This window comes from Rhodanobacter sp. UC4448_H15 (genome assembly GCF_052978265.1).
The window spans coordinates 3,580,567-3,601,913 of sequence record NZ_CM129665.1 but is presented as its reverse complement, the minus strand read 5'-3'; the positions used below and the strand labels follow the sequence as shown (position 1 = coordinate 3,601,913).

Annotated in this window: 13 protein-coding genes; 5 read left to right on the top strand and 8 right to left on the bottom strand. The window is 67.7% G+C overall.

Annotated features, from left to right (window positions below; genetic code table 11):
- Positions 1-63 precede the first annotated feature (63 nt).
- A complete protein-coding gene (locus ACVCMI_RS16500; protein WP_447098062.1) occupies positions 64-1,170 on the top strand; it encodes an amidohydrolase family protein in 1,107 nt (368 codons plus the stop codon).
- Positions 1,171-1,336: 166 nt separating this feature from the next.
- Here the strand turns inward: ACVCMI_RS16500 and ACVCMI_RS16495 are convergent, their stop codons facing one another.
- Positions 1,337-2,119 carry a DeoR/GlpR family DNA-binding transcription regulator gene (locus tag ACVCMI_RS16495; RefSeq protein WP_447098063.1) on the bottom strand — a complete coding sequence of 261 codons (783 nt, stop codon included), beginning with the start codon at positions 2,117-2,119 and terminating at the stop codon, positions 1,337-1,339.
- A 135-nt stretch (positions 2,120-2,254) separates the two neighbouring features.
- Between ACVCMI_RS16495 and ACVCMI_RS16490 the strand changes: the two genes are divergently transcribed.
- From ACVCMI_RS16490 to ACVCMI_RS16475, 4 genes are all read left to right on the top strand, one after another.
- Positions 2,255-5,113 carry a TonB-dependent receptor gene (locus tag ACVCMI_RS16490; protein WP_447098064.1) on the top strand — a complete coding sequence of 953 codons (2,859 nt, stop codon included), beginning with the start codon at positions 2,255-2,257 and terminating at the stop codon, positions 5,111-5,113.
- Positions 5,114-5,382: 269 nt separating this feature from the next.
- Positions 5,383-6,894, top strand: coding sequence for an efflux transporter outer membrane subunit (locus ACVCMI_RS16485; protein ID WP_447098065.1), 1,512 nt, complete (start codon positions 5,383-5,385; stop codon positions 6,892-6,894).
- Entirely contained in the window at positions 6,884-8,050 is a 1,167-nt protein-coding gene (locus tag ACVCMI_RS16480) for an efflux RND transporter periplasmic adaptor subunit (RefSeq protein ID WP_447098066.1), read from the top strand. The genes ACVCMI_RS16485 and ACVCMI_RS16480 overlap by 11 nt, the downstream gene beginning before the upstream one ends.
- A complete protein-coding gene (locus tag ACVCMI_RS16475) occupies positions 8,047-11,172 on the top strand; it encodes an efflux RND transporter permease subunit (RefSeq protein ID WP_447098067.1) in 3,126 nt (1,041 codons plus the stop codon). Before ACVCMI_RS16480 ends, ACVCMI_RS16475 begins: the two co-directional genes overlap by 4 nt.
- Positions 11,173-11,292: 120 nt before the next feature.
- On the opposite strand, the gene ACVCMI_RS16470 is transcribed toward ACVCMI_RS16475, so the two are convergent.
- The 7 genes from ACVCMI_RS16470 to ACVCMI_RS16440 all read right to left on the bottom strand — a co-directional run bounded on the left by ACVCMI_RS16470 (position 11,293) and on the right by ACVCMI_RS16440 (position 21,319).
- Positions 11,293-12,072, bottom strand: a complete 780-nt coding sequence (locus ACVCMI_RS16470) for an N-acetylmuramoyl-L-alanine amidase (protein WP_447099523.1) — start codon at positions 12,070-12,072, stop codon at positions 11,293-11,295.
- Positions 12,073-12,137: 65 nt separating this feature from the next.
- Positions 12,138-13,184 (bottom strand): serine hydrolase domain-containing protein, encoded by a 1,047-nt coding sequence (locus tag ACVCMI_RS16465; RefSeq protein ID WP_447098068.1) that lies wholly within the window; start codon positions 13,182-13,184, stop codon positions 12,138-12,140.
- Between the two features lie 128 nt (positions 13,185-13,312).
- The gene (locus ACVCMI_RS16460; RefSeq protein WP_447098069.1) at positions 13,313-14,128 is read right to left on the bottom strand and encodes a M15 family metallopeptidase; all 816 of its coding nucleotides are present in this window, start codon (positions 14,126-14,128) and stop codon (positions 13,313-13,315) included.
- Positions 14,125-15,699 carry a serine hydrolase gene (locus ACVCMI_RS16455; RefSeq protein WP_447098070.1) on the bottom strand — a complete coding sequence of 525 codons (1,575 nt, stop codon included), beginning with the start codon at positions 15,697-15,699 and terminating at the stop codon, positions 14,125-14,127. The genes ACVCMI_RS16460 and ACVCMI_RS16455 overlap by 4 nt, the downstream gene beginning before the upstream one ends.
- Positions 15,683-16,897 carry a dipeptidase gene (locus ACVCMI_RS16450; protein WP_447098071.1) on the bottom strand — a complete coding sequence of 405 codons (1,215 nt, stop codon included), beginning with the start codon at positions 16,895-16,897 and terminating at the stop codon, positions 15,683-15,685. Before ACVCMI_RS16450 ends, ACVCMI_RS16455 begins: the two co-directional genes overlap by 17 nt.
- Positions 16,894-18,201: a diaminopimelate decarboxylase gene (lysA, locus tag ACVCMI_RS16445; protein ID WP_447098072.1), complete on the bottom strand. Its 1,308-nt coding sequence runs from the start codon at positions 18,199-18,201 to the stop codon at positions 16,894-16,896. The genes ACVCMI_RS16450 and lysA overlap by 4 nt, the downstream gene beginning before the upstream one ends.
- A gap of 91 nt (positions 18,202-18,292) precedes the next feature.
- Positions 18,293-21,319 carry a TonB-dependent receptor gene (locus tag ACVCMI_RS16440; protein ID WP_395120167.1) on the bottom strand — a complete coding sequence of 1,009 codons (3,027 nt, stop codon included), beginning with the start codon at positions 21,317-21,319 and terminating at the stop codon, positions 18,293-18,295.
- Positions 21,320-21,347 lie beyond the last annotated feature (28 nt).

The window sequence follows — 21,347 nt, the reverse complement described above, 5'->3', positions numbered from 1 at the left end:
TGATGCAAGCGTTTCGTTTCGGTATGGTTCGAAAATGTTTCGTTATATTGCCGAGGTGGACCGATGAACACGATCTTCCGTCCCGCCGTCCTTGCCCTGTTGGCCATCGCGGCAGCCCTTTCCAGCGCCTGCGCGACGGCGAGCCGGCATGCCGCGGAAAGTTATTCGATGGCCGACTTCGGCCAGGTGCGCAAGTTCGACGCCCACGTCCACGCCAACACGCCCGATCCGGCATTCCTCGAACAGGCGCGCGCGGACGGTTTCGAGTTGCTGTCGATCAACGTCGACTATCCCGACTTCCCGAGCATCGCGCGGCAGCACGCGGCCGCCGTGGCCCTGGCGGCAAGGGACCCGGCGCATTTCCACTGGGCCACCACCTTCTCGATGAAGGGGTTCGGCACGCCGGGCTGGACCGAACGCGTCGACGCGAAACTTGCCCGCGACGTGGCGGCGGGCGCCTTGGCAGTGAAGATCTGGAAAAACGTGGGCCTCGCGGAGCGGAGCGCCGACGGCAAACTGATCATGCTCGACGATCCGGGCCTGGCGCCCGTGGCCGAGCAGGTGCGCGCGCTCGGCGTGGCCCTGATCGACCACCAGGGCGAGCCGCGCAACTGCTGGTTGCCGCTGGACCAGATGACCACCGACAACGACCGCGAGTACTTCAGCAAGCATCCGGAGTACTACATGCACCTGCATCCGGAGATGCCGCGCTACGAGGATCTGATGGCGGTGCGCGACCGCTTCGTGGCCGCGCACCCGAAGCTGCGCTTCGTCGGCGCGCATCTGGCCAGCCTGGAGTATGACGTCGACCGCATCGCCGCCTTCCTCGACCGTTTTCCCGATGCCACCGTGGACATGGCCGCGCGCATGAGCCAGGTGCAATACCAGTCGGTGCGCGACCGCGAGAAGGTGCGCAACTTCTTCATCCGCTACCAGGATCGGGTGATGTACGGCACCGACCTGACCTACGGCCCCGATGCCGACCCCGCCGAGTTCCGCCGCGAGGCGCACGCGGCGTGGAGCTCCGACTGGCGCTACCTGGCCACCGGCGAGACGCAGCACGTGGACATGATCCACGCCGACGTGCCGGGCCTGGCGCTGCCGCGCGCGGTGATCGACAAGATCTACTACGGCAATGCGATGCGCGTGTTCGTCAGGCCGGGCACCTAGGAGCCCGCCTGCGGGCGATGCCTTTGAGCCGGGATAAGGCCCTTCGACAAGCTCGGGGCAGTGAATGGGGGATTGGGGATTTGCGGGAGCGTCAGGAGCATCGCCGGCGAGCGGGCTCCTGCGGCGGCGGCGCTCTCATGCTTTTGCGAATCCCGAATCCCTGCTCTCAGGCCAGCAACAACTCGAAACCGAGCTGATGGCTGGCCTGGATGATGTCCTCGGGTGCGCCGGTGTCCGTGATCAACACGTTCAACGCGGTGACGGGGATGATGCGATGCAGACAGACCTTGCCGAATTTCGAACTGTCGGTGATGGAAATGACCACGCGCGCGGCCTCCACCATCTTGCGGTTGAGCAGGGCCTCGGGCTCGTAATGCGTGGTGATGCCGCGTTCGAGGTCGAAGCCGTCCACGCCGAGGAACAGCTTGTCCACGTGCAGCGCATCCAGCGCCTCGACCGTCAGCCCGCCGTAGAACGCCATGTTGCGCCGGCGCAGTTCGCCGCCGAGCATGACGAGGTTGATGCTCGGCTTGGATGCCAGCGCGGTCAGCACGCCGTAGTCATTGGTGACCACGGTGATGTCGATATCCGGCAGCGCCTTGGCCAGCTGGATGGCCGTGGTGCCCGAGTCGATGGCAACGGTATCGCCGGGCTTGATCAGGGTTGCCGCGCGCACGCCGATGCGGCGCTTCTCGGCCAGGTAGCTGGTGATCTTCGCTTCGTAATTGGGTTCGGCGGGGCTGCCGTTGCCGATCACGCCGCTGTCGATCGCGCCGCCGTAGGCGCGCGCCATCACGCCGCGCTCGGCCAGGTAGCGCAGGTCCTTGCGCACGGTCTGCGCGCTCACGCCGAAGCGGTCGGCAAGCCTGCTGACCTGGACGCTTCCATGCTGGCGGACGAGTTCGCTGATCTGGAGGCGTCGTTGACTGGTGTCGCGAGTGGCGGCCATTCAAGGGTTCCGATGGATGGAGAAATTATGCCGCATTTCGTTGTATTTCGCTATTGATACGAAACGAAACATGTTATAGGCTCGGTTTCGTTGTTTAGATGCAAGGTCCGCCATCGCGCCCCCAGGAGAGAGCCCTTGAACGCCGCTTCCTTTCACCGAAACACACTGTCTTGTGCCGTCGCCCTGGCTCTGCTGATACCGGCGGCGGCGTTCTCCCAAACAGCCCAGACAGCGCCTGCCAGCGCCGCCACGACGCCGAGCCCACGGGCGGTCCCGGTTGACCAGGCCACGCCGCGCGCCGCCACCGAGCTGGCCACCGTGGTGGTCACCGGCGAGCGGGGCAGCATGGCGCGCTCGACCGAACTCAAGCGCGATGCCGGCACCGTGCAGGATTCGATCAGTGCGCTCGAACTGGGCATGTTCCCCGACGACAACGTGGCCGACTCGCTCAGCCACATTACCGGCGTGGCCATCTCGCGCACGGCCGGCGGCGAGGGACAGAAGGTCAGCGTGCGCGGCCTCGGCCCGGAGTTCACGCTGACCACGTTCAACGGCCGCATCCTGGCGACTGATGGCGCCGGTCGCGACTTTGCCTTCGACGTCCTGCCCGCCGATGTGATCAGCGGTGCCGACGTGATCAAGGGCGCGCAGGCCTCGCTGACCGAAGGGGGCATCGGCGGCCTGATCAACCTGCGTTCGGCCAGCCCGTTCGACCGGCCCGGACAGCACGGCATCGTGCGCCTGGAGGGCGATCGCAACCAGATGTCCGAACTCAACGGACACAAGTTTTCGGCCGCCTACAGCAACACCTTCGCCAACGACACCGTCGGCGTGCTGCTGGGCGTGGTCAAGGCCAAGCGCAAGGATCGCACCGACGTCGCCGGCAACGACGGCGGCTGGACGCGCAACCCCGACCCCAACGATCCCAACTGGTACGGCAACGCCTGGGGCGGCAACATCGACCTCAACGGCAACGGCGAACTGGACCCGGAAGATTACGGCCTGATTGCCCCGGGCCAGTTCCGGGTCGGCTCGATCCTGGAGGACAAGAAGCGCAGCGCCTATTCCGGCAAGATCGAGTGGCGTCCGAACGACCGGGTGCGCATCGTGGTGGATGGGTTGAAGACGCGCCTGGATTCGCCGCAGGTGTCCTTCCAGCAGTCCTACTACCCGCTGTTCGCGCCGGGGCGCTGGTCCGACATCACCGTGCAGAACGGCATCGTCACCGGTTTCACCATGGACAACCCGGACCCGGAGCTGCGGCTCAATCCGGAACTGCTGAACCAGACCCAGTACCGCGTCGTCGATACCGCGCTGTACGGCATCAACGGCGAGTGGAAGGCCACCGACGACCTGACCCTGACCGGCGACCTGTACCGCTCCACCTCGGAGCGTCGCTCCGGCGGCCAGGACACCTACGTCGTGCTGCGCATGAACCAGCCCAACACGGCCCGCATCACCCTCGGCCCGTATGCGGTGCCCAACGTCGACGTCAAGTTCGACGACGGCCGCGACCTCATCTCGGGCCTCGCCAGCGGCCAGTTCAGCGATTCGGACTTCAACACGCACTACATGGAGTTGAGCGGCGACAACATCCGCGACGAGATCACCGGCGGCACCGTGGCCGGCAAGCTGTTCGTCGGCAAGTGGGGCGTGGACAACCTGCGCTTCGGCGTGACCCGCACCGAGCGCGAGAAGTCGCGCGACCTGGTCAACAACACCCTCAACGGCGGCGCGGACTACTACTCCGAGGACAACGCCATCAACGTGGCCGACCTCGGCGGCAACGTGATCTCGCACTCCTTCCACCTGCCGCACTTCATGTCCGGCGTGGGCAGCAGCTTCCCGCGCAGCTTCCTGGCCTTCGACGTGCCCAACTACCTGGCCCGGCTGCAGGCCTACAACGGCAATCTCCGCCCGGACGGCACGCCGTACGACTACGCGCTGGCCGGCCCGCAATGGAACCCGCTGCAGAGCTACCGCGTCAGCGAGAAGACCAACGCGTTCTACGTGCAGGCGGACATGTCCGGGGATCGCTGGGAAGGCGACGTCGGCGTGCGCCTGGTGCAGACCGATACCCGCGCCCAGGCCTGGGACGCCAAGATCCTGAGCATCACCGAGAACGGGCCTTTCAACTACACCGCCCAATACGACGCGCCGACGCCGGTCGTCCAGGACGCCCATTACAGCTATCTGCTGCCCTCGGCCAACTTCACCTGGCATTTCACCGATCAGTTGCAGTTGCGCGCCGGCGCGGCCAAGACCATGGCGCGTCCGGCAGTGAACCAGCTGGCGCCGACCAACACCACCGAAAGCGTGTCGTGGGGCGAGTTCACCCAGGTCTACGGCGGCAACGCGGACCTCAAGCCCTACAGTGCGGCTCAGGGCGACCTGTCGCTGGAGTGGTATTTCGCCGAGCACTCCGTCGCCAGCCTGGCGGTGTTCTACAAGCGCATCACCAACCAGATCACCACCAGTTGGGAAACCGGCCAGGACATCGGCGTGCCGGGTTACCTGTTCAACATCATGCGTCCGATCAATGGCGACCACGCCAGGGTGAAGGGCATGGAGATGAGCCTGCAGCACTTCTGGAACAACGGTTTCGGCGTGCGTGCGCAGTACACGCGCAACCTGTCCACGAGCTGGGTGGACGGCGAGCAGCGGCCGCTTGAAGGCATCGCCCCGGCGACCTATTCGCTGGGCGTGATGTACGAGAAGGGCAAGTGGTCGGTGGGCGCCAACGCCGACCGCACCAACGGCTTCGTCACCGCGATCAACGTGCTGGGTACCGGCTACAACGAGCAGGCCGACGCGATCACCTGGGTGACGGCGCACGTCTCCTACAAGTTCAACGACATGATCAGCGTCAGCCTGGACGGCCAGAACCTGCTGGACAAGGCGCAGACCTACAGCATCAACGGCAACCCGCTGCTGTCGCAGGGCTATTACCGCTATGGCCGTTCCGTCAACCTGGGGGTGGCGCTGCGCTTCTAGGGCGGCGCGCGCCGGCGTGCCCGACTTCCCGGGCACCGCGTGGCGCGTGGGTTTGATCTGCATGGCTTGATCCGCATCGGGAGGGGGCGAGTGTCGCGCCCTCCCGATGCGGCTTCCCGCAGGACGGGCTGCGCAAACGCAATTTCTTGCAGGCTTTCGCGTCGGCTTGGTACGTTATATCGTTGCGTTCCGATCTTTTCCTCAAGACGCGCACGCATGAAAACCCCGCGGTCCGATTGTCTGCTGGCACCGTCGCGATGACGGCCGCGATGATCAGACGGGCAGGCGGGTCGCTGCTGGCGGTCGTCGCGGTGCTGGCGATCGGCGGCTGCGCGGTGGGGCCGGATTTCCGGAAGCCGGCGGCACCGGATGTTGCCAGCGTGGCCGCCGGGCCGCTGCCGGAGCGCACCCCCGGTGCGAATGTCGCCGGCGGGCAGCCCCAGCGTTTCGTTTCCGGCGGCGACATTCCCGCGCAGTGGTGGACGCTGTTCCATTCGGCCGCGCTCGACGCGCTGATCGCACAGGCGCTGGCGCACAACCCCGATCTCAAGGCCGCACAGGCCGCACTGGCGGTGGCGCGCGAGAACACCCGCGCCGGACGCGGTGCGTACGCGCCAAGCGTCAGCGCCGGCTTCTCGGCCAGCCGCGAACAGGACCCGCCCGGCGCGCTGGCGCCGGTGCCAAGCAACAACGCGTACCTGTACAACCTGTTCACGCCGCAGGTCAGCGTGTCGTACGTGCCGGACGTGTTCGGCCTGAACCGGCGCAACGTGGAATCGCTCAAGGCGCAGCAGCAGGCGGTGCGGTTCCAGATGCTTGCCACCCGCATCACGCTCAGCGCCAACGTGGTGGTGGCGGCAGTGCAGCAAGCCTCGCTGCGCGCGCAGGTCGCCGCGACCCGCGAGCTGATCGCGACCAACGCGAAGATGGTCGAGCTGCTGCGCTACCAGCTCGTCAAGGGCTACGCGGGGCGGCTCGATCTCGCCGCGCAGGAATCCCAGCTGGCCCAGTTGCAGGCCACGCTGCCGCCGCTGCTGAACCAGCTGGACCAGCAGAACCATCTGCTGGCCGTGCTGGCCGGCGAACTACCCGGCGAGGCGGCGCCGCAGGCGTTCGACCTGGCCAGCCTGCATCTGCCGCAGCAGCTTCCCGTGAGCCTGCCCTCGACCCTGGTGGCGCAGCGCCCCGACGTTCGCCAGGCAGAGGCCAACCTGCATGCGGCCAACGCGCAGATCGGCGTAGCCATCGCGAACCGGTTGCCCGACATCACGCTGACGGCAAATGCAGGCAGCAGCGCGCTGGCGATCAAGCAGTTGTTCAAGAGCGGCACCGGCTTCTGGAGCCTGGGCGCGGATCTGGCCGCCCCGATCTTCCAGGGCGGCAGCCTGCTGCATCAGGAGCGCGCGGCCAAGGCGGCCTACGTGCAGGCGGCCGAGGAATATCGCGGCACGGTGCTGACCGCGTTCCAGAACGTGGCCGACACACTGGCCGCGCTGCAGCACGATGCCGAGGGCCTGCAGGCGGCGGCCAGGGCGGCGGACGCGGCCAAACTCGCGCTGGAAATCTCGCAGCGCCAGTACCAGGACGGCTACGCCAGCTACCTGTCGCTGCTTGGTGCGGAGCAGGCCGACCAGCAGGCGCGCATCGCGCTGGTGCAGGCGCAAGCGAGCCGCTATGTCGACACCGCCGCGCTGTTCCAGGCCATGGGCGGCGGCTGGTGGCACGACGCCGACACCCACTCCACCGATGCCGCTGCCACCCGGGATAGCGATGAAAAATAGACCATCCTCCGCGCCGACCCGGCGCGCGCCCGTCCTGTTGTCCGCGCTTGTGCTGCTGGCCGCGTCGACGCTGGCCGCCTGCTCGTCGAAGGCCGCGCCGCAGGCCGCCGCCGACACGCCGCACAACGTGACGCTGACCGCTGCGCAGCGCCAGCACATCCATCTGCTGACCATCGAACGCAGCAGCTTCCATCGCAGCATCGAAACCAGCGGTGTGGTGGATTTCGACCACGACCGCGCCACCCAGGTGCTGGCACCGTTCTCCGGCCCGGTGACCGAGGTGCTGGTGAACCCGGGCGACAAGGTCAAGGCGGGGCAGCCGCTGGCGCGGGTGGATTCGCCCGACTTCGCCGCCGCCGTCGGCGCGTATCGCAAGGCGCTCGCCGCGGCGCATGCCGCCGACCAGTTGGCGGCGACCGATCGTGACCTGTACGCACACCAGGCGATCTCGCAGCGCGAGCACGCGCAGGCGCAATCCGATGCGACGGGGGCGGATGCCGATCGCGACGCCGCGTTGCAGGCGCTGCTGGCCCTGCATGTCGATCCGCAAACCATCGCGGCGATACGCGAAGGCAAGCCGGTGGCGCATGGCCAGGGCGTGATCCGCGCCCCGATCGCCGGCACCGTGGTGGAGAAGTCGATCGCGCCCGGCCAGTTGCTGGCGGCCGGTTCGACGCCCTGCTTTACCGTCGCCGACACGTCGAAAATGTGGGTGATGGCGCAGCTGTTCGGCGACGACCTGGCGGCGGTGAAGAACGGCGACGCGGCCACCGTCGAGGTCGGCGGCGATGACGCGGCGATGCCCGGCAAGGTGACCAACGTCGGTGCCGTGGTCGATCCCGATACGCGCTCCGTCGGCGCCCGCGTGCTGGTCGACAACCCGGACGGCGTGCTCAAGCGGCAGATGTACGTGCGCGTGAAGATCCGCTCCGGCGATGCGCGCACGGGCTTGCTGCTGCCGGTGTCGGCCGTGCTGCGCGATGACGAGAACCTGCCGTTCGTGTACGTGGCGGCGGCCGACGGCGGCTACGCGCAGCGCACGATCACGCTGGGCGGACGCGTGGGCGATGCCTTCGAGATTCCCGACGGCCTGCACGCCGGCGACAAGGTCGTGGTGGACGGCGCGATCTTCCTGCATTTCATGCAGACCCAATGAGCGCGCAGACCCCACCCGAGGGGCTGCCGCCGCGCCCCGCCTCGCTGATCAACCGCATCGTCGCGTTCGCGCTGCAGCAGCGCATGCTGATGGTGCTGTTGGCGCTGGGCCTGGCCGCGGCCGGCGTGTGGTCCTACAACATCCTGCCGATGGATGCGTACCCGAACCTGTCGCCGCCGATGGTCGACATCGTCACGCAGTGGCCGGGGCATTCGGCCGAGGAAGTGGAGCGGCTGATCACGGTGCCGGTGGAGCTGGGCATGAATGCCATCCCCGGCATGGTGACCAAGCGCTCCGTGTCGCTGTACGGCCTGTCCGACGTCACGCTCGGCTTCGCCGACGGCACCGATCCGTATTTCGCGCGCCAGCGCGTGCGCAACCGCCTGCCGGATGTCGAACTGCCCGACGGCGTGTCCTCGTCGATGTCGCCGATGTCGCCGCCCTCGGGGCTGGTGTACCGCTACGTGCTGCAGAGCACCGACCGCTCGCCGATGGAGCTGAAGACGCTGAACGACTGGGTCGTCGCGCCGCAGTACCGCTCGGTGCCGGGCGTGGCCGACGACTCCGGTTTCGGCGGCGGCACCATGCAATACCAGGTGCTGCTCGATCCGGTGAAGATCGCCGCGCTGGGCATGTCGGTGGCGCAGGTCGAGGCCGCGCTGGCGGCCAACAACGGCAACGCCGGCGGCGGCTTCTACACCCAGGGCGGGCAGTTCTTCTACGTGCGCGGGCTGGGCCGGCTCGAGACCGTGCAGGACATCGGCGACGTGGTGCTGGCGGTGCACGACGGCACGCCGATCCTGGTGAAGAACGTGGGCACCGTGCAGGTCGGCATCGCGCCGCGGCTGGGCGAGTTCGGCTACATGGACCAGGACGACGCGGTGGAGGGCGTGGTGCTGGCGCTGACCGGCTCGAAGACCGAGAACGTGTTGCAGCGGGTCGAGGCGAAGACGCAGGAGCTCAACCGCGACGTGCTGCCCGACGACGTGAAGATCCACCCGTTCTACGACCTCACCGACCTGATCGGCCAGACCAAGGCGGTGGTGATGCACAACCTGCTGCTGGGCATGGCGCTGGTGATCGCGGTGCTGATCTTCTTCCTCTACGACGTGCGCGCGGGGCTGATCGTGGCGGTCACGATCCCGCTGGCGCTGCTGTTCGCCTTCGTGTGCCTGGACCTGAAGGGCGCCTCGGCCAACCTGCTGTCGATCGGCGCGGTGGATTTCGGCATCCTGGTCGATGGCGCGATCTTCATGGTCGAGAACATCTTCCGCGAGCTGGCCGCGCGGCAGGGCAGCGAGTTCAGCATCAGGGAAGTCATCCAGGGCGCCGCCTCGGAAGTGGACCGCCCGCTGGTCTACGCGGTGGCGGTGATCGTGGCCAGCTTCCTGCCGATCTACGTGCTGACCGGGCCTTCCGGCACGCTGTTCAAGCCGATGGCGGACACCATGATCTTCGCCCTGGTCGGCTCGCTGCTGGTCACGCTGACCCTGCTGCCGGTGCTCTGCGCGCTGTTCATGCGCCGTGGCGTGCGCGAGCGGCGCAACGCCATCTACGACAGGTTCAAGACGTGGTACGTGCGCGGACTGGAGCGCCTGCAGCAGCACGCGTGGCGCGTGACCGGGGCCTCCCTGCTGCTGCTGGTGATCGCGCTGGTGATGATGCGCGGCATCGGCGCCGAGTTCATGCCGCACCTGGACGAAGGCTCGCTGTGGGTGCGCGCCACCATGCCGTACACCATCTCCTTCGACGAGGCCTCGAAGATCTCGCCGCAGATCCGGCGCATCCTGCGCTCCTTCCCCGAGGTCACCACGGTGGGCTCCGAGCTGGGTCGCCCGGACGACGGCACCGATTCGACCGGCTTCTTCAACGACGAGTTCTTCGTCGGCCTGAAACCGTACGCGCAGTGGGACGGCAAGTACCGCAGCAAGGCCGACCTGATCGCGGCGATCGACAGGAAGCTGCAGGTGTTTCCCGGCATCCAGTTCAACTACACCCAGCCGGCCGAGGATGCGGTGGACGAGGCCGAGACCGGCCTGAAAAGCTCGCTCGCGGTGAAGATCTACGGCCCGGACCTGCACGTGCTGCAGGCCAAGGGCAAGGCGATCAAGCAGGCGATGGAAAAGGTGCGCGGCATCACCGACCTGACCCTGGTCCACGAGCTGGGGCAGCCGAACCTGTCGATAAAAATCGATCGCGCCAAGATCGCGCGCTACGGGATCAACGTCGAGGACATCAACAAGCTGATCGAGGCGGCGATCGGCGGCGACGTGGCCACCGAGGTGGCGCAGGGAGAAAAGCAGTTCGACCTGCTGGTGCGGCTGCAGCCGCAATACCGCGACAACCCGCAGCAGATCGGCGAGATCCCGGTAGCCACGCCCGGCGGCCAGCAGATTCCGCTGAAGGAGCTGGCCGACATCAGCATCGCCAACGGCGCCTCCTTCATCTATCGCGAGAACGGTTCACGCTACATCGGCGTGCAGTTCTCGGTGAGCGGACGCGACCTGGCCGGAGCGGTGAACGAAGCGATCGCCCGGGTCGGCCGCGACGTGAAGCTGCCGCACGGCTATCGGCTGGAGTGGGGCGGCGAGTACAAGGAGTACACCGCCTCGCGCGCACAGATGAACGTGATCCTGCCGCTGACCCTGCTGCTGATCTTCGGCCTGCTGTTCGTGCTCTACGGCAATTTCAAGTTTCCGTTCATCACCGTGGCCGGCGTGCTGCTGTCCGCACCGTTCGGTGCGATCGTGGCGATGTGGCTCACCGGCACGCCGTTCTCGGTGTCCTCGGCGATCGGCTTCATCGTGCTGTTCGGCGTGTCGGTGCTGACCGGCGTGGTCTACATTTCCTGCGTCAACGAGCTGCGGCTGGGCGGCATGGACATCGCCAGGGCGGTGCACGAGGCGGCGATCCTGCGCCTGCGTCCGATCACCATGACCGCGCTGGTGGCCGCGCTCGGCCTGTTGCCGGCAGCCATCGCCAGCGGCGTCGGCACCGATTCGCAGCGCCCGTTCGCGCTGGTGATCGTGGCCGGCATGCTGTCGCGATTGCTGATCGGCATGTACCTGATGCCGGCGTTGTATGCGCTGGTCGCACGGCCGGGCGACCGGTTGCAGGTGTAGGGCGACCGCACGCTTCCATTTTCGCCGGTATTCGCGGAAGAGCAGGCGGGCAGTGCCCGCCCTACGCCTGCCGCCGGGTAGGGCGGGCACTGCCCGCCGCTTTCCGGCTGTCGAAAGGTCTCAGCCGCCGCCCGCCTCGATCTGCTGCACGAGGTTCCACAGGATGCGCAGGTCCTGCGGGTCGAGTTCATCGTCGCCGAGGCCGCGGAAGTGGTTGTGGAAGGCGCGCACCGCGGCGGCACGATCGTCCAGCGGGTAGCCGACCACGGCCAGCGCCATCCACGGGTCGAAGCCGGCGGGCGGATCGACCAGCACGCCCTGCGGCCAGCGGCCGAAGCCCGCGGCGGCCAGTCGCTGCCAGGGAAACAGCGGGCCGGGATCGTTCTTGCGCGCAGGCGCGAGATCCTGGTGGCCGATGATCTGCTCGCGCGGGATCTGCAGGCGTTCGGTGAGGTCGGCGAGCAGGCGCAGCAGGCTGTCGATCTGCGCTTGCGCGAACGGGCTGTGGCCGTCGTTGTCCAGCTCGATGCCGATCGAGGCGGAGTTGAGGTCGGTGATCGTGCCCCAGCGCCCGCCGCCGGCATGCCAGGCGCGCAGCTGGTCGGACACCAGCTGGTAGAGATGCCCGTTGGCGCCGATCAGGTAGTGCGCGCTGACCGGACCGCCACTGTTGGCCGTGCGCAAGGTTTCCAGGCTCTGCCGCACCGATTGCTGGTCGGTGAAATGCAGCACGATCAGCACCGGCCGGCGGATGTCGTGGTTCGGCGAGGGCACCCAGGTCGCCAGCGGATTGCGCGGCGGCAGCGGGGCGCAGGCGGCGAGCAGGGCGAGCGCAAGCAGCACGGAGGCGGCGCGCAGCAGGCGGAGTATCGGGAATGCGCGCATCGCGGTGGGTCTCATGGTTTCGCGTTCTTTCTCGTCATTCCGGCGTTCGCTGGAATGACGGTGATGGGTGATGGCGGTGATCAACGCAACCACGGCCGGGCGATCTCCAGCGCGGTGCGGTACGGCTCCGGCTCGTTGCGGTTGCTGAGCAGGATCACGGTGAGGCGCTGCTTCGGCCAGCGCACGATCACGTTGCGGAAACCGATGCTTTCGCCGGAGTGCCACAGCGTGTCGCCGGTGATGCGCCAGCCATAGCCGTAGCTGGCCTCGTACGGTTCGCCGGTGACCTTCACGTGCGGGCTGAAGGCGAGCTTGCGCGAGGCGTCGCTGAGCAGGCGGTCGTCGTACAGCGCGGCGTCCCACTTCGCCAGGTCCTCGACCGAGGAATAGATGCCGCCGTCGCCGCGGGTGGCGCTGGTGACGCTCTGGTCGGTACGCGTCCACTGGCCGCCCACCTCGCTGTAGCCGTAGGCGCGGTCGTCCACGTCGGGGCCGTCCTTCTCGTACAGCAGCGTGTGATTCATGCCCAGCGGCTGGAAAATCTGCTGCTTGAGGTACAGCGGCAGGCTGTAGCCCGAGGCGCGCTCGACCACCAGGCCGAGCAGCACGTAGCCGGTGTTGCTGTAGCGGTAGGCGGTGCCGGGCGCGAAGTAGGTCTTCGGGGTGGCGGAGAGCATGCGCAGCACGTCGTTGTCGCTGACCTGCCCGGTGGTGCCGGGCGGGATCAGGTCTTCGTAGTCGACCAGGCCGCCGGTGTGGTCGAGCAGCTGGCGCAGGGTGACGGCGGAGGTCGTCTGCGGCAGCGAGGGCAGCCAGCGGCGTATCGGATCGTCCAGCGTGAGTCGACCCTGTTCGGCCAGCAGCAGGATCGCCGCGGCGGTGAACTGCTTGCTCACCGAGGCCAGCCGGTAGTTGGTGGCCGGCGTGGCCTTGTCGTCGTCCTCGAGGTTGGCCAGGCCGTAGCTGCGATCGACGACGGCCTTGCCGTCCTTGATGACCAGCAGCGAGGCGCCGGGCACGTCGCCGGCGTAGGGCGCCATCAGCGCGTCGACCGGATCGACCGGCTTGGTTCCGCCGCAGCCGGCGAGCAGGATGGCAGCGGCGAGGCCGATGAAGAGTCTGTGCATGGCGGATCTCCCCTCGTTGATCGTGCCTCGTAGGGCGGGCACTGCCCGCCGCATTTGCGAAGCGCGTTGCGCCGCGCCGAAGAGCCGGCGGGCAGTGCCCGCCCTACGGGTTTCCGCACACGGTGGCTTCATTTCACCGGCACGTCGTAGATGGTGTGTGGCGTCGGCTCCGGCTCGAGGGTGTAATGCCACCACTCCATCGGGTAATTGCGGAAGCCTTCGCGTTGCATGGCGTCGCGCAGCACCACGCGGTTGGCGTGCTGCTGCGCGGTCACCTCGGGCGAGTCGGTGTGCGCGCGCACGTCGAAGAAATCGAAATCGGTGCCCATGTCCAGCGGCGTGCAATGCGTGCCGTCGTCGGCGCACTGCTGCATGGTCAGGTCGATGGTGGCGCCGCGGCTGTGACCCGAGCTTTCGGCGATGTAGCCGTGCAGGAGTTCGGACTTGTCCAGCCGCGGGTAGTGCTGCGGCTTGGTGCGCTGGTCGGAAAGGTCGTGCGCCCAGCGCACGAAGTGCGCCACCGCGCGGGCGGGGCGGTAGCAGTCCCAGATCTTCAGGCGCCGGTGCTGCGCGCGCAGCTCGTGCTCGACCTTCGCCAGCGCCTCGGCGACCGGGCGCAGCAGCAGGCAGGCCGGCGCGCGATAGCCGTCCGCCGGCGTGCCCATGAAGTTGTCGCTGCCGGCGTACTTGATGTCCTCGGCGATGTCCGGCACCAGCGTGCGGATGTCGACCAGGTTCGCCGCGGCGGCAGTCGTCGCCGGCGACAGCGCCGGCGGCTGGTCCGCGTGGGTGATGCCGCTGACGGCGACGAGCAGGGCAAACGCGATCAGATGCCCGGCTTTCGCAGGAGCCCGCTTGCGGGCGATGCCTTTTCTTCCGCCAGGCACGGGAGCATCGCCCGCAAGCGGGCTCCTGCCGGCGGTGATGGGCGACGGGTTGGTCATGGGTGGCAGCTCCCCACGCGCTGGAAATCGAGGTCCTCGTAGTCGGAACTGAAGTCGCCCAGCGGGTCGAGCTTGGCCATGCGCAGGGTGATCGGCTGGCTGGCGGTGGCCGCATGGAAATCCAGCCAGGCATCCAGGTCGGCCGAATCGTCCCAGTGCACGAAATAACGCTTGCCCAGGCGCATCACCGTGCCGGCCAGCGTCGGCGACTTCGCGGCGGCGAAATGCATTTTTCCGTCGCGCGGGCACAGCGTGACGTAGCCGAACCACGGGTCGCGATACTGCCCGCTCCAGCGCGCCAGTTCGGCGGTGCTGGCTGGCCGCTGCGTCGAGGTGTCCGGGGCGGACGAGGACGGCGACCGCTGCTTCGCCTGCTGCTCCAGCGCGTCGGCGTACCAGCTCACGTCGCGGCTGGAGTTGGGTGCGGTGAAATGCTTCATAAGCACTTCGCCGAGCACGGTGCGTGCGTCGTCCGCCTCGCCGTTGATCATGAACACGAAGCCGCTCTTGCGGTCCGGCAGCAGGGCCAGCATCGAGTACATGCCGTTCAGCGTGCCGGTGTGCCACACGCTCCACTGGCCGTCGACGTCGGCCATGCGCCAGCCGTAGCCGTAGGCCATGATGTGGCTGTTGTCCCAGGCGCGGCGCTGTGCGGAAACCGGGATCAGCATGTGCGGCGCCTGCAGCACGTCGCGCTGCACCGACGACAGCCACTGCAGTTGTGCGTGGGTCGGCACCAGCCAGTTGCGGGCCCAGCTCAGCATGTCGGTGAGGTCGCAGCGGATGCCGCCGGCGGCGGCCGAGGTGATCGCGGGAATCGCCGCGGCTTCGGGGATCGGCACGTTGCGGCCGCCGTCGCGGCGATGCGGCGTGGCCACGTCGCCCACCGTGTCGCGGTTCCACGCGCCGACCTGGCAGCGGTCCAGGTGCAGCGGCGCGAACACTTCGCGGCGCATCAGCGTTTCGTACGGTGCACCGCCCGCGGCGGCGGCGACTTCGCCGGCCACCACGTAGAGCAGGTTGTCGTACTGGTATTGCGAGCGGAAGCTGTAGCCGGGCTTGATGAAGGCGAGGCCGTGGATGATGTCGGCGCGGGTGAACGCGTTCGGTTCCGGCCACAGCATCAGGTCGCCGCCACCTTCGGGCAGGCCGCTGGAATGGGTGAGCAGGTCGGCCACGCGCATGTTCGCGGTGACCCATGGGTCATTCATGCGGAACTGCGGCAGGTACTTCGTCACCGGATCGTCCCAGCGCAGCTTGCCTTGATCGACGAGGCGGCCGAGCAGGGCGGTGGTCATTGCCTTGCTGTTGGAGGCGATCTTGAACAGCGTCTGCGGGGTGATCGGCTGGCCCGAGCCGGCGATGGTTTCGCCCACGGTGCGCGTGTAGACGACCTGCCCGTTCTCGATCACGCCCACGGCGATGCCGGGCAGATGGTAGCGGGCGACGGTGGCGTCGACGATCCTGTCGAGGGCGGCGGTTTCCGCCCCGGGCGTGGCCGCGTGGACGAGCGTGCAGCCCAGCCCGAGTGCCGCGGCCAGCAGCAGGCGCGGCTTAATGACGATCGGCATGGCGCTCGACCTCGCCCCACACGCGCAGCAGGTTGCCGCCCCACAGCTTGGCGATGTCGGCGTCGCTGAAGCCGGCGCGGCGCAGCGCGGCGGTGACGTTGCGGGTTTCGCTGGCGTCCTTCCAGCCGGTGATGCCGCCGCCGCCGTCGAAGTCGGAGGCGATGCCGACGTGGTCGATGCCGGCGACCTTCACCATGTGCCGGATCTGCTTCACGTAGTCGTCCAGGGTGGCCAGCGGATATTTCTTCTGGATCTCGGCCATGCCGGCTTCCATCTCCGGCCGGTAGTCGTCGCTGTCGCTGTCGTATTCCTTCTCGCCGGCCTGTTTGGCGATGGCGTTCTGCAGTTTCTTCTCCGCGGCCTCGCGGCCCGGGTCCTTCTTCAGGAATTCCTTGTAGGCCACGGCGTCGATCACGCCGCCCTTGGCGGCGATCGCGCGCAGCAGGTCATCGGGCAGGTTGCGCGGGTGGTCGAGCACGGCGCGGGCGCCGGAGTGCGAGGCGATGATCGGCGTGCTGGACACCTTGAGCGCATCGCGCACGCAGTTGTCCGAGGCGTGGGAGATGTCGACCAGCATGCCGAGCTGGTTGGCGCGCTTCACCACGGCGCGGCCGAAGTCGCTCATGCCCTTGTCGCCGGCGCTGTTCATCGCCGGCTCGCCATGTTCGGTGTCGGGCAGCGAGCTGGTGCACAGGTCGTTGTTGCCGACGTGGACCAGGCCGACGGAGCGCGCGCCACGGTCGAACGCGGCGTCGAGGCGGCGGATGTCGTGGCCGAGCGAGTAGGCGTTCTCGATCTCGATCGTGGCCGAGAGCAGACCGGCCTTGTGGTTGGCCATCAACTGTTCGGGCGTGGTGGCCAGGCGGATGCGGTCCGGGTACATCATCAGCATGCGGCCGATGCCGTCGTATTTCTGGCTGGCCTGTTTCACCGCCTTGGCGTAGCCGGCGGCGTCGAGCTTGTGCTGCGGCACCCAGATCACGAAGAACGCCGCGTTCAGGCCGCCGCGCTCCATCTTGCCCAGGTCGACCAGCAGGCGGGTGTCGTGCCCGACGTCGAAACGCGGCTCGCCCATGTAGTTGAACGGGATGTCGACGTGGGTGTCGATGGTGATCGGCGGATCCTGCTGCGCTTGCGCGGGCAGTGCACCGGCGAAGCTCAAGGCGGTGAGGAGGGCGAGGCGGACAGTCGTGTTCATGGCGTTTCCCAGTTCCGGGCCGGCTGTTCGCCGGCGATCATTTCCTCGAAATGCTGCCGCCGCCGCACCACGGCGTAGCGGCCCCGCTGCAGCAGTACCTCGGCGGCCAGCGGCCGCGAGTTGTAGGTGGAGGCCATCGACGTACCGTACGCGCCGGTGGCCTTGATCAGCAACAGGTCGCCGGCGGCGCATTCGGGCAGTTCGCGTGCGCGGGCGAAGGTATCGCCGGTCTCGCACACCGGGCCGACGATGTCGTAGGTGGTCATCGGGCGCGGCTCGTCCGCTACCGGCACGATGTCGTGCCAGGCGTCGTACAGGCTGGGCCGCTGCAGGTCGTTCATCGCCGCGTCCAGCACCAGGAACGTGCGCTCGATGCCGGGCTTGACGCGGATCACCCGGGTCAGCAGCACGCCCGCCTCGGCGACCAGGTAGCGCCCTGGTTCCAGCAGCAGGCGGCCGCGAAAACCGGCCAGCGCCTCGCGGATCACGCCTGCGTAATCGGCGGCGGCCACCGGCCGGTCCACGCCGGCGCGATAGCACACGCCCAGTCCGCCGCCGACGTCGATGCTGTTGAGCGGGTGGCCGGCCTGCTCGAGTTCGCGCCAGAACGCGGCGACCCGCTGCAGCGCAAGGCGGAACGGATCGAGGCTGAGGATCTGCGAGCCGATGTGCACGTGCAGGCCGTCGAGCTGCACGTGGTCGAACGACTTGCGTTGGGCGAACCAGCGGCGCGCCTCGTCGATGCTGACGCCGAACTTGTTCTCCGACTTGCCGGTGGAGATCTTCGCGTGGGTCTGCGCGTCCACGTCGGGGTTGATGCGCACGGCGGCGCGCGCGGTCACTTCCTGAGCGTTCGCGACCCGTTGCAGGGTATGCAGTTCGTCCAGCGATTCGACGTTGAAGCGCATGATGCCGACGTTCAGCGCGCCGGCGATCTCGTCGGCGCTCTTGCCGACACCGGAGAACACGATGCGTTCGGCCGGCATGCCGGCGTTGAGCGCGCGGCGCAGCTCGCCGACCGAGACGATGTCGGCGCCGACGCCGGCTTGCGCCATCAGCTGCAGGATGGCGAGGTTGGGGTTGGCCTTGACCGCGAAGCAGATGGTGGCGTCGAGGTCGGCCAGCGCGGTTTTCAGCGCGTCGATGCGCTGGTGGATCGCGCTGGCGGAATAGGCGTGAAAGGGGGTGGGGATGCGTTCGGCCAGCCGCTGCAGGTCGACGCCATCGAGCCAGCGCGGCGCCGACATCCCGGTGGCCGCGAGGTTGCCGGGCATGGCGGCCGGCGTGGCGTGGAGGTGGTTCATGGGCAGTGGCGGGCCATTGTCGGTCGCCCGCAGGGCGGGCAAAAAAAGGGCGACCCACCATTCCGTGTGGGTCGCCGCCAGGGGAGTACGTTCAGAAGTCCACGCTGAGGGTGAGTTGGGTGAAGCGCGGCGCCTGGAAGCTGATGCCGTCGCCGAAGGTGTCGCTGGTGCCGTTGCCGATGGTGGTCTGCAGGTCCTGGTCCACGTTCAGCGTCTGCTGGGTGTTGAACAGGTTGTACACCGCCAGCTTGGCCTTGAAGCGGCCGGTGTCGCCGATCGGCAGGATGTAGCTCACGCTGGCGCCGACGTTGTAGGTCCACGGCGTGCGGCCGTACTTGCCGCGCGGCGAGTTCACATAGACGCGGTCGGCGGAGAACTCCGAATCGCAGTTCTGCACGCAGGTGTAGTAGCTGTGGTAGTTGGACGCGTCGAACGGGTTGCCCACGCCGAAGCCGGTGATCGGCGTGCCGGACAGCGCCTGCAGGTCGGCACCGAGCTGCCAGTGCGGAGTCAGCGCGTAGGTGCCGCGCAGCTTGAACTGGTGACGCCGGTCGTTGGGCAGGTAGCCGTCGCCGCCGAAGTTCACCCACGGGTCATCGAAGTTCTCGGTGCGGCCGGTGTCGTCGAAGTTGGTGTCCGAGTTGACCGGGCCTTCCGCGTTGCCGCGGCTCCACGACAGCGTGTAGGAGGCATTGAACGCCCACTGGTCGTCCCAGGCGCGGTTGATCTGGAACTCCACCGCGGTATAGCTGCGCTTGGGCTTCACCCAGCCGCGCTGGCCGATGTAGGTCATGATCGGGTCGCCGTCGGCGTCGACGCCATCCTGGCGGTACATCGCCCAGCCTTCCTTGGAGGTGTCCACGGTGATGTAGCCGTCGGGCGTGCCGTCGCAGTTGGAGTCGCCCCACACCTGCACCTTGGAGCCGGGGTTGGCCATCACCCAGCCGATGTAGCCATCCTCGCCGCACTGCGCGGTGGCGCTGATCTCCATGTCGTCGATCGCGTTGTGCAGGCGGCGATAGGTGCCGCTGACGCCCCACGACCACTTGTCGTCGATCATCTGCTGGAAGCCGAGGATCGCCTCGTCCTGGTAGACCTGGTCCATGTCGTGGTCGACCTCCGAGCGCAGGTCGCCGACGGTGCCGTCGCCCTGCGAGGTGTCGACGCCGCCCAGTTGCGGGCCGAGGATCGGCATGGCGTACTGCGAGCCGTTGCGGTCCTCGATCTGCCAGCCGCCGAAGGCGTAGTAGGTGCGTTCGTCGAGCAGGCCGCCGGCCTGCTTGATGTTGATCACGTTGGCCACCGGCAGATAGTAGCGGCCGAGGTTGCCGAACAGCTTGGTGCTGCCGTCGCCCTTCATGTCCCACGAGAAGCCCACGCGCGGCGCGATCATGTTGTCCATCTTGATGTAGCTCTTGCCGTCGCCGCCCTTGTTGTCGAAGCCGTCGCTGCGGATGCCGGCGTTCAGCAGCAGGTTGGAGGTGACCTGCCAGTTGTCCTCGATGTAGTACGCCGAGTTGGTGGTCTCGAAGTTGCCGGCGATCTCGTAGCGGCGCGCGCGCACGTAGCCGGTGTAGCCGGGCGGGATCACGCCGCCGCCGTTGGGGTTGGAGATCGAGGAGCCCGGGTCGGCCTTGTACACGTTGTAGTAGATCGCGCCGGGGCCGGGGTAGTAGCGCTCGTAGTCGGAGGTGTTCTGCTCGTGGTCGAAGCCGAAGCGCAGCAGGTGGTCGCCCAGCGTCCACTCGAAGTCCGCGCGCGCCTGCTTGCGCACGTCGTTGCGATGGCTCACCGATGAGTTGGTGGTGCAGCCGAGCGCGACACCGGGCAGGGCGATCTTGCCGTCGCTGGCCACGCGGTTGCATTCCACGTCGCTGAGCCCGCGGTTGAACGACTCGCGGTCGTTGCGGCCGTACATCAGCTTCATCGACAGGTCGTTGGTGAGGTAGCTGGTCCAGGTGAGGTTCCAGTTCCTGCCGCCGGTGTCGGTGTAGATCTCGTTGGTCTTGTTGCCGGTGATGTCGCCGGTGTAGGTGTAGTCGTAGACGTCGCCCACGTTGCTGTTCTTGTCCGAGAAGGCCATGAACTCAAGCAGGTTGGCGTCGGTGATGTGCCAGTCGATCTTGGTGCCCCAGAAGCCGGTGTCGGCGCTGTTCTTGGTCAGCGTGGTGCCGGCGTCGTTGGTGTTCTCCGGCGAGGAGTCGCGCGCCTCGTACATGGCGAAGAAGAACAGCTTGTCCTTCACGATCGGGCCGGACGCGTAGACGTTGAGCTTGGCCAGCGCGTCGCGGTCGCGGCTGGCGGTGAGGTAGCGCGTGCCGTCGGCGCGGTAGTGGTCGTCGGCGCGCGAGTGCCAGCTGGCCGGCTCCATGGTGAGCTCGGCGCCGTACTTGAACTGGTTGGTGCCCGAGCGCGTCACCGCGTTGATCACGCCGCCGGTGGTGCGGCCGAACTCGACCGAGTAGCCGCCGGTCTTGACCTGGAACTCCTGGTAGAACGCGAACGGCGCCGAGGAGAAGCCGTTGCGATTGTAGAAGTCGGTGACGTTGAGGCCGTTGACGTAGAACGAGTTCTCCGCCACCGACGAGCCGCCGAAGGAGATGCCGCCGAAGCCGGCGACGCCCTTGTTGACGCCCGGCGCCAGCACGGCCACCGAGGTGATGTTCTGATCCACCGGCAGCCGCGCCAGTTGCTCGCGGGTGACGTTGGTGGCCGACTCGGTGGAGGTGACGTCGACGCCGGGGAGGACCGAGCCGCTGACCGTGACCGCGCTCAGTTCGGTCGCGGTCGGAGCCGAGCCGACGTTGACGGTGGTGGTGTTGCCCAGGCTCACCGTGACGTTGATCGGCTCGCTCGCGGCACCGCCGCCGCTGCTCTGCAAGGTGTAGGTACCGACCGGCAGGAACGGGAAGCGGTAGTTGCCCTTGGCATCGGCGGTGACGCTGCGGGTGAGGCCGGTGTCGGTGCTGGTCACCGTGACCACCGCGCCCGCCGCGGTGTGGCCGACCACGGCGCCGTCGTTGCTGCCGGCAAAGGCGGCAGGCACGGCCAGCGAGGCCAGGCCCATGCCAAGCGCCATGCAAAGTACGGTTCTGCGCAAGCTGCGACTGTTGCTCATTTCCCCATCTCCCCATCGACGCCGTCGA